The sequence below is a fragment of the Sphingobium sp. 3R8 genome (assembly GCF_020166615.1).
Lineage (GTDB): Bacteria > Pseudomonadota > Alphaproteobacteria > Sphingomonadales > Sphingomonadaceae > Sphingobium > Sphingobium bisphenolicum.
The window spans coordinates 94,645-111,936 of the sequence record NZ_JAIQXR010000007.1 but is presented as its reverse complement, the minus strand read 5'-3'; the positions used below and the strand labels follow the sequence as shown (position 1 = coordinate 111,936).

10 protein-coding genes and 1 tRNA gene are annotated in these 17,292 nt (G+C 66.8%); 4 read left to right on the top strand and 7 right to left on the bottom strand.

The window, feature by feature from the left end; all coding sequences use genetic code 11:
• Nucleotides 1–79 precede the first annotated feature (79 nt).
• On the top strand, nucleotides 80–1,345 hold the full coding sequence (locus K9B33_RS08915) for a glutamate-5-semialdehyde dehydrogenase (protein ID WP_224548183.1): 1,266 nt from the start codon (nucleotides 80–82) through the stop codon (nucleotides 1,343–1,345).
• A 20-nt stretch (nucleotides 1,346–1,365) separates the two neighbouring features.
• On the opposite strand, the gene kdsA is transcribed toward K9B33_RS08915, so the two are convergent.
• A complete protein-coding gene (kdsA, locus tag K9B33_RS08910) occupies nucleotides 1,366–2,193 on the bottom strand; it encodes a 3-deoxy-8-phosphooctulonate synthase (protein WP_224548312.1) in 828 nt (275 codons plus the stop codon).
• Nucleotides 2,194–2,198: 5 nt separating this feature from the next.
• Complete coding sequence (locus tag K9B33_RS08905; RefSeq protein ID WP_224548182.1) at nucleotides 2,199–2,492, bottom strand: hypothetical protein; 294 nt, start codon at nucleotides 2,490–2,492, stop codon at nucleotides 2,199–2,201.
• 22 nt (nucleotides 2,493–2,514) lie between these two features.
• Between K9B33_RS08905 and K9B33_RS08900 the strand changes: the two genes are divergently transcribed.
• Together K9B33_RS08900 and K9B33_RS08895 are read left to right on the top strand one after the other, a co-directional pair.
• Entirely contained in the window at nucleotides 2,515–3,648 is a 1,134-nt protein-coding gene (locus K9B33_RS08900) for a hypothetical protein (protein ID WP_315975807.1), read from the top strand.
• Nucleotides 3,645–5,015, top strand: a complete 1,371-nt coding sequence (locus K9B33_RS08895) for a cytochrome P450 (RefSeq protein ID WP_224548179.1) — start codon at nucleotides 3,645–3,647, stop codon at nucleotides 5,013–5,015. The genes K9B33_RS08900 and K9B33_RS08895 overlap by 4 nt, the downstream gene beginning before the upstream one ends.
• Here the strand turns inward: K9B33_RS08895 and K9B33_RS08890 are convergent.
• The 4 genes from K9B33_RS08890 to K9B33_RS08875 all read right to left on the bottom strand — a co-directional run bounded on the left by K9B33_RS08890 (nucleotide 5,008) and on the right by K9B33_RS08875 (nucleotide 11,942).
• Complete coding sequence (locus K9B33_RS08890; protein WP_224548176.1) at nucleotides 5,008–5,904, bottom strand: transglutaminase domain-containing protein; 897 nt, start codon at nucleotides 5,902–5,904, stop codon at nucleotides 5,008–5,010. The genes K9B33_RS08895 and K9B33_RS08890 overlap by 8 nt on opposite strands.
• Entirely contained in the window at nucleotides 5,901–8,372 is a 2,472-nt protein-coding gene (locus tag K9B33_RS08885) for a circularly permuted type 2 ATP-grasp protein (protein ID WP_224548174.1), read from the bottom strand. The genes K9B33_RS08890 and K9B33_RS08885 overlap by 4 nt, the downstream gene beginning before the upstream one ends.
• Complete coding sequence (locus K9B33_RS08880; protein ID WP_224548172.1) at nucleotides 8,372–11,731, bottom strand: DUF2126 domain-containing protein; 3,360 nt, start codon at nucleotides 11,729–11,731, stop codon at nucleotides 8,372–8,374. The genes K9B33_RS08885 and K9B33_RS08880 overlap by 1 nt, the downstream gene beginning before the upstream one ends.
• A gap of 124 nt (nucleotides 11,732–11,855) precedes the next feature.
• Nucleotides 11,856–11,942 (bottom strand) — tRNA-Leu (locus K9B33_RS08875).
• A gap of 160 nt (nucleotides 11,943–12,102) precedes the next feature.
• On the opposite strand from K9B33_RS08875, the gene K9B33_RS08870 reads away from it, so the two are divergent.
• Nucleotides 12,103–12,612, top strand: coding sequence for a hypothetical protein (locus K9B33_RS08870; protein WP_224548170.1), 510 nt, complete (start codon nucleotides 12,103–12,105; stop codon nucleotides 12,610–12,612).
• A gap of 75 nt (nucleotides 12,613–12,687) precedes the next feature.
• Here the strand turns inward: K9B33_RS08870 and gltB are convergent, their stop codons facing one another.
• Nucleotides 12,688–17,226 carry a glutamate synthase large subunit gene (gene gltB / locus K9B33_RS08865; protein WP_224548169.1) on the bottom strand — a complete coding sequence of 1,513 codons (4,539 nt, stop codon included), beginning with the start codon at nucleotides 17,224–17,226 and terminating at the stop codon, nucleotides 12,688–12,690.
• Between the last annotated feature and the right edge of the window lie 66 nt (nucleotides 17,227–17,292).

Below are 17,292 nucleotides of genomic sequence, written 5' to 3'. Positions count from 1 at the left end.
GATTGCTGCCAAGTTCCGCCGCTTTCGTTTCGGCGTGCTTTCATGCTAAGGCGCGGCCGACCTTCCGGCGAGTGTTTTCATGAACGACCTGACCCAGACCCCCGAAATGCTGATCGCCACGATGGGCGCACGCGCGCGCCGCGCCGCCGCGCAAATCGCGCAGGCGAGCGACGCGCAAAAGGCCGACGCACTGCGACGCGCGGCGCAGGCGTTGCGGGATCAGGCGCCGGCGATCATCGCCGCCAATGCGCGCGACATGGACAATGCCGTGGCGAACGGCCTGTCGCCCGCGCTGCTCGACCGGCTGAAGCTGAATGCGGAGCGCGTCGCCGCCACCGCCGACGGCGTGGACCAGGTCGCGGCGCTCGCCAATCCGCTGGGCAGCGTGATCGACACGGTCGTGCGCCCCAATGGCCTGGAACTCAGCCGGGTGCGCGTGCCGCTGGGCGTGATCGGCATCATCTATGAAAGCCGGCCCAATGTGACGGCGGATGCGGCGGCCCTGTGCCTGCGCGCGGGCAATGCGGTGATCCTGCGCGGCGGCAGCGAGGCGAAGGAAAGCAACCGCGCGATCCATGCCGCCATCGTCGAGGGGATCGGCGCCGCCGGTCTGCCCGCCGATGTCGTGCAACTGGTCCCCACGACCGATCGCGCCGCCGTGGGTGCGCTGCTCAAGGCATCGGAATTTGTGGACCTGATCGTACCGCGCGGCGGCAAGAGCCTGGTCGCGCGGGTGCAGGAGGAGGCGCGGGTGCCGGTGCTGGCCCATCTCGACGGCATCAATCACAGCTATGTGGACGGCGCGGCCGATCCCGCCATGGCGCAGGCGCTGGTCGTCAACGCCAAGATGCGCCGCACCGGCGTGTGCGGTGCGACCGAAACGGTGCTGATCGACCGCGCCTATGGCGCGGCGGCGGCGCTGGTGACGGCTTTGCTCGACGCCCGGTGCGCAGTGCGCGGCGATGTCGATGTGCAGGCGATGGACGCACGTGTCACCGCGGCGGCGGATGCGGATTGGGATACCGAATATCTCGATGCGATCGTGTCGGTCCGGCTGGTCGATGGCGTGGACGATGCCATCGCCCATATTGCCGCCCATGCCAGCCACCATACCGATGCGATCATCACGGAGGACGCGGCGACGGCGGAACGATTCCTCAATGCCGTCGACAGCGCGATCGTGATGTGGAACGCCTCCACCCAGTTTGCCGATGGCGGCGAATTCGGGCTGGGCGCGGAAATTGGCATTTCGACCGGGCGGCTCCATGCGCGCGGGCCGGTGGCACTGGAAGGGCTGACCACCTATAAGTGGATCGTGCGCGGGACGGGGCAGGTGCGGCCCTAATTTCCGTTGGGTGAGGGTTTTTACCCCTTCACCACCGCGTCGATCGCCTTGAGCTGCGCCAGCATCGGCCCCACCCAGTCCAGCGGCAGCATCACCGGCCCGTCCGACGGCGCATTGTCCGGGTCGTCATGCGCTTCGGCGAAGATCGCCGCGACGCCGGCCGCCACGGCGCTGCGCGCCAGCAAGGGCGCGAACTCGCGCTGGCCGCCAGACGCGGACCCAAGGCCGCCGGGCTGCTGCACCGAATGGGTGGCGTCGAACACGACCGGATAGCCGGTTTGCGCCATGGTCGGCAGCGCGCGCATGTCGCTGACCAAAGTGTTGTAGCCGAAGCTGGCGCCGCGCTCGGTCAGCAATATGCGCTCATTGCCGGTCGAGGCGACCTTCTGCGCCACCGCCGCCATATCCCAGGGGGCGAGGAACTGGCCCTTCTTGACGTTGATGACCGCGCCGGTCCGGCCGGCCGCCAGCAGCAGGTCGGTCTGGCGGCAGAGGAAGGCGGGAATCTGGAGGATGTCGACTGCCTGCGCGGCGGCTTCGACCTGTTCCGGGCCATGGATGTCGGTCAGCACCGGGCAGCCCAACGTCGCCTTCACCTCCGCCAGGATCGCCAGCCCTGCATCGATGCCGACGCCGCGCCGACCCGATACCGACGTCCGGTTCGCCTTGTCGAAGGAGGATTTGAAGATGAAGGGCACGCCCGCGGTCGCCGCAGCCTTGGCCAGCGCATCGGCCATTCTCATGGCATGGTCGTGGCTTTCGATCTGGCAGGGGCCGGAAATCAGGACGAAGGGCAGGTCGTTGCCGAAGGTGATCGGGCCTGCGGACACATGCTTGGGATTGGTCATGGCGGTCATTTGGGCGCTTTGGCGAAGCGGCGCAACAACTGACCGCGCCACGGCCCTTTGCCCGGATGATAGTTCCAGCAGAACCAGCCGAAGGCGAGGCAGGCGATCAGCGCGGGCAGCGCCATCGGATCGCCATTGGCCTTCATATGGCGATAAAAGGCCCTGTCGGCCCGCCATCGGTCCCGTTCGCTGCCACCGCCATTGATGCCGTACATATTGTCATGCTTGCGACAGCCGACATTGCGGTTGTATTTGCGGTGGTCGATGAAATAGCAGTAGTCGCGTTCGGGCGTGCTCATGCGCGCGATTAGGGCGATGCTGTTGCAAAAGTTCAAGCGTAAAGTCTTCTACCTCGGCGGTTTCGATCCACGCGGCGTGCGTTTCTACCACCAGCTCTACCGCGAGCAGGCGGCGCGATATGGCGCGTTGACGGGAGAAGAACTGGCCGTGGGCGGCCGGCAGGCGGGCGTGGCCGGGTCGATCGTGTCGGCGCGCTGGACCGTGGATAACCCGCAGGCCGGGGTGGAAACCGACTATGAATATTGCCGCTGGGAGGATCTGATCGGGAAGGTGTGGATTCGCAATCCGCTGAGCCTCGCCCTGCGGTCGGCGCGCGCCTATGCCGGCCATGCCCGCCACATGGATTTTCTGCGGATGCGCCGGCTGCGCAAGGGGCCGGTCATCACCATTCTCTATCCACCCTTGCTGGCGGTGCTGATCCCGCTGCTGCTGGCGCTGGCGCCCGCGCTGCTTCTGTCGCTGCTGCTGCCTTTCTGGATAGGGGCGCTGATCGGCATCGCGCTCAGCGCCCTTCTGTCCGGCCGCATCCTGGCCAAGCTGGTCGTGCCCTGGCTGCTGCGCTTCATGACCTATCATGGCGCGCTGGCGGCGGAGGGGCCGGGCGACGCCCTCGACCAGCGGCTCGACCAGTTCGCCGCCCGCATCGCGCAGGAACTGGACGGCGACTGGGACGAGGTGCAATTCGTTACCCATAGCGCCGGCACGATATTGGGCATGCGCCTGATGCGCCGCCTGATCGTGCTACGCGGCGGCAGCCTGCCCGATCATTTCGTGATGCTGGGGCTGGGGCAGGTGGTGCCGGTCATCGGCCTGCGCCGCGACGCGACCTGGTATCATGACGATCTGCGCGCGCTGGCCGACAAGGCGTTCCGCTATGTCGACGTCAGTTCCCCGCCCGATGGCGCGGCCTATTATAACGTCAATCCGTTCCGGCTCGTCGCCGACGCCCATGCGGCGCGGGTCGACATGCTATCGCCGCGCTTCCACCTGTTCTACGAGCCGGACAATTATCATGGCGGATGGTCGAACAAATATGAGGCCCATTTCGACTATCTGCGCGTCGGCGATCGGCTCTCGCCGCTCGATTTCATCAGCCTGACCGCTGGCCGCCGCACCGTGGACGACGCCGTCGCCGCTTTCAGGACGATATCGTGACCGATCTTTTCACGCCCCCCTATCCGCAACCGCCCCGCACCAAGCGGGGCCTGATCAAGCGGTTCCTGCGCGGCTGGCATAGCTGGATCCATGTGCTGTTCGACAAAAGCTATACGATGAAGATGGGCGAGATCCGCCTGCCCGGCCGCACCATGTATATCGCCAATGAACTGTCCCTTGTGGACCAGATATTGCGCGGCGGCACCGCCTATCCCAAGCATAGCGAACTGGTGCGCAACCTCGACCCGCTGATCGGCAACAGCGTCTTTTCCGCCAATGGCGCGGATTGGGAAAGCCAGCGGGCGATGGTCAATCCCGCCTTCGCCCATACTGCGCTGACCAAATCGATGCCGCTAATGGTCGCAGCGGCGGACGATCTGCTCGCCCGGCTCGACGCGGCGGACCGCAGCAAGCCGGTCGATATCGACCCGATGATGACCCATGTCGCGGCCGACATCATCTTTCGCACGCTGTTTTCGCAGACGCTGGATGCCGAGCGATCGAACATCATCCACACCGCCTTTGGCAAATTCCAGCGGCTCGCCCACAGCGCATCGATGCTGCGCCTCTACGGCCTGCCGGCGGGCTGGTTCGAGAAAAGATCCAAAGGTCCGGCGCGGGCGATCCACGACGTGTTCCGGCCGATCGTGGAGGCGCGCTACGAAGGATGGCACGCCCGCGGGCAAGCGCCGCATCGCGACATATTGCAATCGCTGATCGAGGCGAAGGACGCGCAGACCGGCTTATCCTTCACCTGTCAGCAGGTGATGGAACAGGTGTCGACGATCTTCCTGGCCGGGCATGAAACATCGGCCAGCACCATGACCTGGGCGCTCTACATGCTGGCCGAATGCGCCCATATCCAGGATCGGGTGCGGGCGGAAATCGCGGAGGTCGCGGGCGACGCCCCGCTGACCGCGGCGATGCTCAAGGACATGGGACAGGTCCGCAATATCTTCAAGGAAACGCTGCGCCTTTATCCGCCCGTGTCCTTCCTGCCGCGCGAAGTTACCTGCCCGATGCCGATGCGCGACAAGCATCTGGAAGCCGGATCGATGCTGGTGGTCGCGCCCTGGCTGACCCAGCGCAACAAGGATAATTGGGCCTGTCCCCATGCCTTTGATCCCGATCGCTTCGAAGATCCGGCCAATGCGGACATGGCGAAACAGGCCTGGTTCCCCTTCGGCCGCGGCCCGCGCGTGTGCGTCGGCGCGGGCTTCGCCCAGCAGGAGGTGATGACGGTGATCGCCAGCGTCGTGCGCGGCTATCGGCTGACCATGCCCGCCGGATTCAAGCCCGAGCCGATCAGCCGCCTGACGATTCGGCCCAGGACGGGGATGCCGCTGCTGTTCCGCGCGGTCAGCTAAGCGCGGCTTCCTCTTCGGGCGCGACGTCGACCATGACCCGCAGGCTCTGGCCTGCGCCGCCGACGAACAGCCCGTCCATCGGTGCGACATCGGCATAGTCGCGGCCCATGGCGACGAACAGATGCCCGTCATGGGTGATGACGCCGTTGGTCGGGTCGAAGCCGATCCAGCCGCGCGTCGGGCCGCACCACAGCATCACCCAGGCATGCATCGCGTCTGCGCCGATCAGCCGGGGCCGTCCGGGTGGGGGCAGGGTGCGCAGATAGCCGCTGACATAGGCTGCGGGCAGGCCGGCAAGGCGCAGCGCCACCACCATAACATGGGCGAAATCCTGGCACACGCCATGGCGCGCGGCGAAGGCGTCGGCGACCGGGGTGGAGGCATCGGTCGCGCCGGGTTCATAGGCGAACTCGGCCTGGATGCGCCGGGTCAGGTCCAGCGCGGCGGCGACGATCGGCCGGTTCGGGGCCAGCATGGCGCCCACCCAGTCGCCGATCTGGGCGAGCAGCGGCGCGCGCGGCGAGGCGTAGAGATAATGGGCGGGGGCGGACGGCCCCATGTCGCGATCCAGCAGGGCGGCTTGCGCGACGGTGGCGATGGTCGGGTCGTCGCTTTGCGGCGCGATCTGTGGGCCATTATCCACCCCGGCCCGGAACCGGCTTTCGATCGTCAACTGGCGGATCGGATTTTCGATCACCAGCCGGGCGACGTTGACCGGCCAGGCTCCAGGGCGCGATTCGATGGCGGAGGGCAAGGGATCAACGGTCAGCGCATAGTCGGACGTCCACTGGCCCGTCCAGGGCGCGGGGCGCAGCCGCAGGTTGAAGCGGGCGAGCCGCACGGGACTGGCGTAGCGGACGATGGTCTGGTGGCGGACATGGTAGATCATGACAGCAGGTCCGGCGTCTGCGTCTTGCGCAATTGCAGGAAGTAACGCTGGCCGATCGCATCCGACAGGCGCAGCAGGCGGCTTTCGACATCGCCGATGTCGCCCATGGTCAGCATGTCTCCGGTCAGCGGCGCGAGCCGGGCGACCAGCGCATCGGCCAGGCGGCGGGGCTCTTCGGGCATGCCGTCGGCGCGCAGCGTGGGCAGGGCGGCGACATGCTCGGCCAGCCGCGCCGCCTGATAGGCGATGGCGCGCGGATTATGCGGCTCCAGCGCGACGAGATCGCGCACCGGGGGGAGTGCAGGGCCGGTCAGGTAGCGGGTGCGATAGCTGATCTGGCTGTCCTGCAGGTCCAGCAGCACGGTCAGGTCGTCGGCCGAGGCCTGGTCGTTGCCGAACGCGGTCAGCAGGCGGCAGCCGTTGACCGCCCGTTCCATCCGCCGCCCCATATCGTGGAAGCGCCAGCCTTCGGTGCGGCCCATATTTTCCGCGGCCAGGCCCGACAGCGCGGAAATCCGCTCGATCATGCGGGACGAGGCATCAAGCAGGGTTTCGGTGACGTTCCCGTCGAAGCCGGGCAGGGGCAGGCGCACCAGCCGCCAGAAATCGCTGGCGAGCCGGTCGCGCAGCCCCTCGCCGATATTGGCGACCACGCCCATCAGCGCGCGTACACTGCCCGACTGGCGCGCATCGCCCAGCGCCGTAGCGCAGAGCGGACCGATCGCGCCGCCCCGCCCCGCGATCGCGCCCCACAGCGCCAACTGGTCGACCAGCCGCGCCATGGTGGGTGAAGCCAGCGACGGCCCCAGATCGGCCTCGATCGATCCGCCGACGATCGCCCGGACCAGCCGCAGCGTCATTTCCGCCCGCTCGATATAGCGGCCGAGCCAGAAGAGATTGTCCGCCGCCTTTGCCGGCAACATGCCGCCCACCCGGCGGATGGCAGGCGCACCGACGCCCAGCAGGCTGTCGGGCGGCACCGGATGGCTATCGATCACGCACAGGTCGGCGGACATGTCGCCCCGGCCCATCAGCGCGGCGCGAATGTCGCCATGGCCTGCCAGCCGCGCAAAGCCGCCGGGCATTACCCGCCACTGGCCGGCGGCGTCGCGCGCGACGAAGATGCGCAGGGTGAAGGGCAAGGGCGTCAATTGCCCGTCGATGATCGCGGGCGTGGTCGACAGCTTGACGACTTCCTGCCCGACATAGTCCATCGGCCGCCGCGCCATCGCGTCGAGAAGGGCGGTCCGCTGCGCGGTGTCCAGCCCTGATCCGGGCGTGAAATGGGCGTCGGGCAGGCCCGCGACATCCTGATCGAAGGCGGAGCCGACCACCAGATTGTCGAGCTGCGCCCGCACATGGTCGCGTTCCTGCCGCTGGCCGCACCACCAGGTCGCGATATTGGGCAGGATCAGGTCCGATCCCAGCAGTTCGCGCGCCAGTTGCGGCAGAAAGGCGGCGAAGGCACGCGATTCGATCACGCCCGCGCCGGGCCAGTTGCTGACCATCAGTCCGCCTCGCGCACAGGCGTTATAGAGGTCGGGCACGCCGATATGCGACCGGCCGTCGAAGGCGAGCGGGTCGAGGAAGCGGCTGTCCATCCAGCGCCAGAGGCCATCAATGCGCTTAAGCCCCTGGATCGTCCGCACGAACAGCCGCCCGTCCGAAACGATCAGGTCGTCGCCCTCGACCAGCAACAGGCCGAGATAGCGGGCGAGATGCGCCTGTTCGGCATAGCTCTGGTTGAAGCGACCGGGCGTCAGCAGGCCGATGCGTGGATCGGTGCGCTCGCAATCGGCGGCGAGGCCGCGGCGCAACTCGTCGAAAAAGGGCGCCAGTCGCCGCGTGTTCATCGCGCCCAGCAGGTCGCCGGTGGCGCGGGAGAGGGCGAGCCGGTTTTCCAGCGCATAGCCGACGCCGACGGGCGTCCGCACCCGATCGGCCAGCACGCGCCATTCGCCGGTCGGCCCGCGCCCGATATCGGCGGCGTAGAAATGGAGATGATGGCCGCGCGGCGGCGGCGTTCCGGTCATGACGCGCCAATAATGCGGGCTGCCTGTGACGATGCTGGCGGGGAGCTTGCCGTCGCGGACCAGCGACTGGGTCGAATAGATGTCGCTCACCACCCGTTCGAGCAGGTTGGCCCGCTGCATCAGCCCGCGTTCGATCTGCGCCCATTCCACAGCGTCGATCAGCAGCGGCACCGGGCCGAGCGGCCAGGACCGTTCCTGCTCGTCGCCGGTCAGGCGGAACGCCATGCCGAGGTCAATCGCCTGCCGCGACACATGATCGGCCAGCGTCGCGGGGTCGCCCTGCGCCTGGGTCGACAGCCGCCCCAGCATGTCGCGCCAGCGCGTCGCCATGGCGGGGGCCGCACCGGCGAACAGGTCGCCGGCCGGCGCGGTGGTGAGATAGGCGTCCGCCCAGGCTTCACCGCTTGCGCGGGGCGCAAGGGCGTCAGCAGCCATCACAGTCCGCTATGGTGGAAACGCAGGTCGAGCGTCATCGGGAACTCGTTGGCGGGTTCGGCGGCGGGCATGTCGACTTGGCCGGGCGTATGGCCGTAATCCTGGAAGCGCGCCTTGCGCCGGGCTTCGGCTTCATAGCCGTTGACCGGCAGCGTGTCGTAATTGCGCCCACCCGGATGGGCGACATGATAGACGCAGCCGCCCAGCGACCGCCCGCTCCAGCTATCCAGCACGTCGAAGGTCAGCGGCGCATTGGTCGGCAGATTGGGGTGGAGGCAATTGGCAGGCGCCCACGCCTTGTAGCGCACGCCGCCCACGCCTTCGCCCGGCACCGACGTCGCCGTCATCGGCACCTGCCGCCCGTTGCAGGCGACGATATGCCGCCCGGCGACCAGCCCGGTGGCGCGCACCTGCAACCGCTCGGTCGATGAATCGACATAGCGCACCGTGCCGCCGATCGCACCGGTTTCGCCCAGCACGTTCCAGGGTTCGAGCGCATGGGTGATCTCCAGCCCAACGCCGCCCGCATCGACCGCGCCATGGATCGGGAAGCGGAACTGGCGCTGCGCCTCGAACCAGTTGGGATCGAAATCATAGCCCGCGCCGCGCAGGTCGCTGAGCACCTCCAGGAAATCGGCCCAGACGAAATGGGGCAGCATGAAGCGGTCGTGCAGCGTCGTGCCCCAGCGGACCAGGCCACCCTGTTGCGGCTGGCGCCAGAACCAGGCGGCGAGCGCGCGGATCAGCAATTGCTGGGCCAGGCTCATGCGGGCTTCGGGCGGCATTTCGAAGCCGCGAAACTCCAGCAGGCCCAGGCGTCCGGTCGGGCCGTCTGGCGAGAACATCTTGTCGATGCAGATTTCGGTGCGATGGGTGTTGCCCGTCACGTCGACCAGCAGGTTGCGGAACAGGCGATCGACCAGCCAGGGCGGCGGCGCGGCCGCATTGCCCGCGAACGGATTGGGCACCTGCGCCAGCGCGATTTCCAGCTCGTACAGGCCGTCGTGGCGGGCTTCGTCGATGCGCGGCGCCTGGCTCGTCGGGCCGATGCACAGGCCCGAGAAAAGATAGGAGAGGGCCGGATGCCGCTGCCAGTAGAGGACGAAGCTTTTCAGCAGGTCGGGGCGGCGGATGAAGGGCGAATCATTGAGCGTCGCGCCGCCCAGCACGATATGATTGCCGCCGCCGGTGCCGACCGATCGGCCGTCCACCATGAACTTGTCGGCGGTCAGTTCGCATTCGCGGGCCAGCGCATAGAGGCGTTCGGTGATCGCTACCGTTTCGTCCCAGCTTGACGCGGGCTGGACATTGACTTCGATCACGCCGGGATCGGGGGTCGCCTTCAGCACGTCGATGCGCGGGTCGGGCGGGGGCGCATAGCCCTCGATCCGCACCGGGATGCGCAGCGCCTCGGCGGTCGCCTCGACCTCGGCGATCAGTTCCAGATAATCTTCCAGCGCCTGCACCGGGGGCAGGAAGACCGACAGATAATGGCCGCGCGGCTCGACGGTGACGGCGGTGCGCACCGCGCCCTCGATGAAGACCTGTTCGACCCGGTCCTGCGCGGCGACGCCGCCGTCCGGCCCGGCGACGCGCTGGGCCTGCTGGGCGCGGACTTCTTCCATGCTGGCGGGTTGGGTCACCTGCGCGCGGAAATCCGCCAAAGGTTCGCGCGGCTCGCTGGTGTCGCGCGGGTGGATATAGGGATAGTCGGACGGCGGCACATAGGGCAGCGACCCCAGCGGCAGGCGATAGCCCAGCGCCGAATCGCCCGGCACCGCGAACAGCCGGCCGCGGCGCAACTGCCAGATTTCGCTCTGCCAGCGCGGCGTGGCGACCTGGCTCTGCCAGCGTTGCACGGGCAGGACGTAGCCGACCGGCTGGTCGAGGCCGCGTTCGAAGGTCTTGACCATGCGGGCGCGGGCTTCGGGGTCGCTGATCTTGGGATCGTCGGGGCTGGCGTTGAGCGGCAGGTCCGCTTCCTTCACCGCCCAGACCGCAGGGTCTTCATAGACCGCATGGGTGTATTCGTCAGAAAAGCCCATATTGTCCGCCATGTGGGCGAGGAACGCCTTCGCGTCGGCGGCCGTGACCTGCGCCGCGCCTTCGGGCGCGTCGTCGGGCGCGATCAGGCTGTCGTCGCGCCAGATCGGCGTGCCATCCTTGCGCCAATAGACGGCATAGGCCCAGCGCGGCAGGCTTTCGCCCGGATACCATTTGCCCTGGCCATGGTGCAGCAGGCCGCCCGGCGCGAATTCGGCGCGCAGCTTGCGGATCAGCCGGTCGGCGTAGGCGGCCTTGGTCGGGCCGACCGCATCGCCATTCCATTCGCCCGCATCGCCGCCATCTTCGGCCACGAAGGTCGGCTCGCCCCCGGTAGTGAGCCGCACATCCTGCGCGATCAGGTCCGCATCCACCTTGGCCCCCAGCGCCATCACCGCGTCCCAGCGCGTGTCGGTGAACGGCTTGGTAATGCGCACCGCTTCGGCGATGCGGCTGACGGTCATGGCGAATTCGAAATCGACTTCGGCCGGTTCTGCCATGCCGCTGATCGGGGCGGCGGACTTGTAGTGCGGCGTGGCGCAGAGCGGGATATGGCCTTCGCCCGCGAACATGCCGCTGGTGGCGTCGAGCGCGACCCAGCCTGCGCCAGGCACATAGGCTTCCGCCCAGGCGTGGAGGTCGACCACGTCCTGGGTGACGCCCTTTGGCCCTTCGATCGGTTCGACATCGGCGACCAGCTGGATCGAATAGCCCGACACGAAGCGCGCGGCGAAGCCCAGGCGGCGGAGCAATTGCACCAGCAGCCAGGCGGAATCGCGGCAGGAGCCGGTGCCGATGTCCAGCGTCTCCTCCGGCGTCTGTACGCCTGCCTCCATGCGGATGACGTAACCCACCTGTTGTTGCAGGCGGCGGTTCACCTCGACCAGGAAATCGACGGTGCGACTTTGATAGCCGTCATATTGGGCGACCATCGCCTCGAACCTTGGCCCCTGATCCTCGATATCGAAATAGGCGGCGAGGTCGGTCTTCAGCTGGTCGTCATAGGCGAAGGGGTAATTTTCCGCATAAGGCTCCACGAAGAAGTCGAACGGATTGATGATGTCGAGATCGGCGAGCAGGTCGACCTGGATGCGGAAATGATCGACCGGGTCGGGGAAGACCACGCGCGCCAGCCAGTTGCCGTGCGGATCCTGCTGCCAGTTGAGGAAATGGTTCGCCGGCTCGATCTTCAGCGCATAATTGGGCACCTTGGTCCGGCTGTGCGGCGCGGGGCGCAGGCGGATGACCTGCGGGCCGAGCCGGATCGGGCGGTTGTAGCGATAGGCGGTGAGATGGTGGAGGGCGGCCTTGAGCATGGCCGGATCAAACGCCACCCCCTGTTGCAATGCAACAGCCAATCTCTGAAGCGATGAAGTTTCTGGCCCGTGTCGGCCAGCTTTCCCGGCCGCTCGCCCCGATGGCGATGGCGCGGGATAGTGATGGTGCGGCCAAGAAGACTCGAACTTCCACGGGCTTTCGCCCACAACGACCTCAACGTTGCGCGTCTACCAATTCCGCCATGGCCGCACATCAACAGGGAAACCGGCGGGGCCGGTGCCTTGGTAGGAGGCGGCCCTTAGCAAAGGCTTTTGCGCCATGCAACAAGTGATCGGCATCCGCGTTGTGATTGATTGGAGAAGGTGAAGCCAGTGTCGCACAATGGCGTGACCGGCGTGGGAGAAACCGCATGATGACGGCGCATTTCTGGATGGGCGCGGGCGCGACCCTGGGGGTGGCGGCCATGATGGGCCTGGGGTTGGGCAGCTATGTGACCAGCCCGCATAGACCGGCGCGCAGCGCGAGCGACTATGTGGAGGCGACGCCCGCCGATCAGGTCGCGACCGAGGCGTCCTTCGCGATGCAGAAGGGGCCGGGGGTCATTCATTGCACCGGGTGCGGCCCTACCCTGGCCGAACGGCGCTGGCAGGCGGACATGGCCGGGCTGGATGCGAATGGCATGATCGACGGGACCAGCGATCCGGTGGTGCGGGACTATGAGGCGGCCGCCTTGCCGCAAGATCTGATGCCCGATGCTGCGCCTGCTGCGGTTCGTACCTTGCCGCCGCAGATCAGGCGATTCGCGGCTGGTGAAGCAGTCCCGCCGCCGGTCGCCGTGCCGGCCGATCAAGATGCGATGGAGGATGATCCGCCGCCGGCGCCTGTGGTCGCAACCATGCCTGCCGAACCCCGTTTTTGACTGTACCATGATCCGATCGGTGTCCCGCCTTCACGGGACCATCGATCGGATCGGTACGGACCGGCGTCAGGCCGCTTATTCGGCGGCGACCGTTTCCGCCGGCCGGTCGCTCAGCGGATGGGCGAGGCGGCCCAGCATCTCCTTCGGGCAGACCTGCCAGATATAGCGGCGCCAGCGATCCCAGTCGTCCAGGATGGTGTTGGACCATTTGCTGTCCGTCGCCACCGCATGTTCGGCGATCAGCGCCTTGACCTGCGCCTCCCAATGGACGCTGTCCAGTCGCTGCCAGACAATGCCTTCGGGGTTGGCCTGCGCCGGGAAGCTGCCATCCTCGTCCAGGATGAAGGCCATGCCGCCGGTCATGCCCGCGCCGAAATTCGCGCCGGTCTTGCCCAGGATCACCGCCACGCCGCCGGTCATATATTCGCAGCCATTGGCGCCGCAGCCCTCGACCACGACCTGCGCCCCCGAATTGCGGACGGCGAAGCGTTCACCGGCCTGACCGGCCGCGAACAGCTTGCCGCTGGTTGCGCCATAGAGGACGGTGTTGCCCAGGATCGTATTGTCCTTGGACGAGAGCGGGCTGGAGACGGTCGTGCGCACCTTGATGATGCCGCCCGACAGCCCCTTGCCGACATAGTCGTTGGCGTCGCCGAACACTTCAAGGGTGATGCCTTTGCACAGGAAGGCGCCCAGCGACTGGCCCGCCGACCCGCGCAGGCGCACGGTCAAATGGCCGTCGGCCAGCGTCGACATGCCGAACCGGTCCGTGACGGCGGATGACAACCGCGTGCCGACCGCGCGATGCGTGTTGCGCACCGTATAGGTGAGCTGCATCTTCTCGCCACGCTCGAACACCGCCTTGGCATCGCGCATCATCTGCGCATCCAAGCTGTCGGGCACCTCGTTGCGCCATTGCGTCAGGCTGAAGCGGCGCTGGTCGTCGGGCGCGTCCACCTTGGCCAGGATCGGGTTGAGGTCGAGATCGTCCAGATGTTCGGCGCCGCGATTGACCTGCTTGAGCAGTTCCGTCCGCCCGATCACTTCGTCCAGGCTGCGGAAGCCGAGGCGCGCCAGCACTTCGCGCACTTCTTCGGCGATGAAGGTCATCAGGTTGATGACCTTCTCCGGGGTGCCGGTGAACTTCTGGCGCAGCTTTTCATCCTGCACGCACACGCCCACCGGGCAGGTGTTGCTGTGGCACTGGCGCACCATGATGCAGCCCATGGCGACGAGGCTCAGCGTGCCGATGCCGAACTCTTCCGCGCCCAGGATCGCGGCGATCACGATATCGCGCCCGGTCTTGAGGCCGCCGTCGGTACGCAGCTTCACCCGATGGCGCAGGCCGTTGAGGGTCAGCACCTGATTGGCTTCGGACAGGCCCATTTCCCAGGGCGTGCCGGCATATTTGATGCTGGTCTGCGGGCTGGCGCCGGTGCCGCCGACATGGCCCGCGATCAGAATGACGTCGGCATGGGCCTTGGCCACGCCCGCCGCGACAGTGCCGATACCGGCCTGGCTGACCAGCTTCACGCACACGCGGGCGCGCGGGTTGATCATCTTGCAGTCGTAGATGAGCTGCGCCAGATCCTCGATCGAATAGATGTCGTGATGGGGCGGCGGCGAGATCAGCGTCACGCCCGGCGTCGAATGGCGCAGCTTGGCGATGAATTCGGTCACCTTGAAGCCGGGCAACTGGCCGCCCTCGCCGGGCTTGGCGCCCTGCGCGACCTTGATCTCGATCTCCTCGGCCGACGCCAGATATTCGGCATGGACGCCGAAGCGGCCGGACGCGATCTGCTTGATGACCGAGTTGGCGTTGTCGCCATTGTCATAGGGCTTGAAGCGGTTCGCATCCTCGCCACCTTCGCCCGACACCGCCTTGGCGCCGATGCGGTTCATCGCGATCGCCAGCGTTTCATGCGCTTCGGGGCTGAGCGCGCCCAGCGACATGCCCGGCGTCACGAAGCGCTTGCGAATTTCGGTGGTCGCCTCGACCTCGTCGATCGGTACGGCTTCGCGGGCGAAGTTGAACTCCATCAGGTCGCGCAGGTAGACGGGCGGCAAATCGCGGACGCCGCGCGAAAATTGTAGATAGGTCGAATAGCTGTCGGTCGCCACGGCCGTCTGTAACAGGTGCATCAGCTGCGCCGAATAGGCATGGCTCTCGCCGCCCTGGCGCTGGCGGTAGAAGCCGCCGATCGGCAGGCGTACGGCAGCGGCGTCGAACGCCTGCTCGTGGCGCAGCATCGCGCTGTAGTGGAGCGAGGCATAGCCCTCGCCTGAAATCTTCGCTGGCATACCGGGGAACAGATCGTTGACCAGCGCGCGCGACAGGCCGACCGCCTCGAAATTATAGCCGCCGCGATAGCTGCTGATGACCGCGATGCCCATTTTGGACATGATCTTGAGCAGGCCTTCGTTGATGGCCGTGCGATAGCGTTCGAAACAGGCGTCTAGCGCCAGATCGCCGAACAGGCCGCGGCTGTGGCGGTCGGCGATGCTGGCTTCGGCCAGATAGGCGTTCACCGTGGTCGCGCCGACGCCGATCAGCACCGCGAAATAATGGGTGTCGAGCGCTTCGCACGACCGCACGTTGATCGATGCGTAGCTGCGCAGCCCCTTGCGCACCAGATGCGTATGGACCGCCGCCGCCGCCAGCACGCCGGCGATGGCCGCACGATCGGCATTGACGCCCTCGTCGGTCAGGAAGATTTCGGTGCGCCCCTCGCGCACCGCCTGCTCGGCCTCCTCGCGAATGCGGGAAATGGCGGCGCGCAGTTGCTCCTGCCCGCCGCTTGCGGGGAAGGTGCAGTCGATCTCGGCCACGGACGGACCGAAATAGGCCTTCAGCCGCGCCCATTCGGCGCTCGTCACGACCGGCGATTCCAGCACCAGCACATGGCTGTTCTGTGCGCCTTCCTCCAGGATGTTGTGGAGGTTGGAGAAGCGCGTCTTCAGGCTCATCACATGCCGTTCGCGCAGCGGATCGATCGGCGGGTTGGTGACCTGGCTGAAATTCTGGCGGAAGAAATGGCTGATCGTGCGCGGCTTGTCGGAAATGACCGCGAGCGGCGTGTCGTCGCCCATCGACCCGATCGCTTCCTTGGCGTCCTCCACCATGGGCGAGAGGATCAGTTCCAGATCCTCCAGCGTCAGGTTGGCGGCGACCTGGCGGCGGGTCAGTTCGGCCTTGTCCCAGCCGGGCAGCGCAGTTGGCGCGTCGCCGAGGTCGGCGACGGTCAGAAAGTCCTTGATGAGTTCGCCATAGGGGCGCTCGCCCGCGATTCGATCCTTGATCGCGCGATCGTCGTAGATTTCGCCTTCGAGCAGGTCGACGGCGATCATCTGGCCCGGACCCATGCGGCCCTTCTTGACGATGGTGGTTTCGGGCACGACGACCATGCCGGTCTCCGAACCCACGATCAGCAGATTGTCGCCGGTCAGCGTATAACGCAGCGGGCGCAGCGCATTGCGATCCACGCCGGCGACGACCCAGCGGCCGTCGGTCATGGCGAGCGCGGCGGGGCCGTCCCACGGCTCCATGACGGAGGCGAGATAGTCGTACATGTCGGCGTGCGCCTTAGGCAGGTCGGCGCTTTGTGCCTGCCAGGCTTCGGGGACCAGCATCAGCTTGGCGGTTGGCGCATCGCGGCCCGACCGGCAGATGGCTTCGAACACGGCGTCGAGTGCGGCGGTGTCGGACGCACCGGCGGGGATGACCGGCTTGATGTCCTCCGACTGCTCGCCGAAGGCCAGCGAGGCCATCTTGATCTCGTGGCTCTTCATCCAGTTCTTGTTGCCGCGGATCGTGTTGATCTCGCCATTATGGGCGAGGGTGCGGAACGGCTGGGCCAGCCACCATTGCGGGAAGGTGTTGGTCGAATAGCGCTGATGGAAGATGGCGACGCGGCTTTCGAACCGCTCGTCCTGCAAATCGGGGAAGAAGACCGACAGCGATTCGGCGAGGAACAGCCCCTTGTAGATGATCGACCGGCACGACAGCGAGCAGACGTAGAAATCCTGGATCTGCGCGGCGATGACCTGCTTTTCGATCCGGCGGCGGATCAGGTAAAGATCCTTTTCGAATTCGGCCTGGTCGCGTTCCTCCGGCATCGGGCCGGCGATCATGATCTGCTCGATTTCGGGGCGCGTGCGCTGCGCCTTTTCGCCGATGACCGACACGTCCACCGGCACCTGGCGCCAGCCATAGATGGTGTAGCCGGCCTCGATGATCTCGGCTTCCACGATAGTACGGCAGGTTTCCTGGGCGCTGAGGTCCGTGCGCGGCAGGAAGATCATGCCGACGGCGAGGCGATTGGGCAGCGGCTTGTGGCCCGAATCCGCGATCGCATCGTCGAAGAAGCGCACCGGCAGGTCGACATGGATGCCCGCGCCGTCACCGGTCTTGCCGTCGGCATCGACCGCGCCGCGATGCCATACCGCCTTGAGCGCATCGATGGCGGAGGCGACGACGCGGCGGCTGGGCCGACCATCGGTCGCGGCGACCAGGCCCACGCCACAGGCGTCGCCTTCCATCTCGGGATGATACATGCCCTCGGCCGCGATCCGTGCGCGCTCTTCGGGGCTGGCGGTGAAGTTGGTGTCGGTCATGATGACTTACCCTTGCCTGTGGCCATCCGCTTTCTGGGTACGGCCGCTGTCATTCCGTTGATTGCC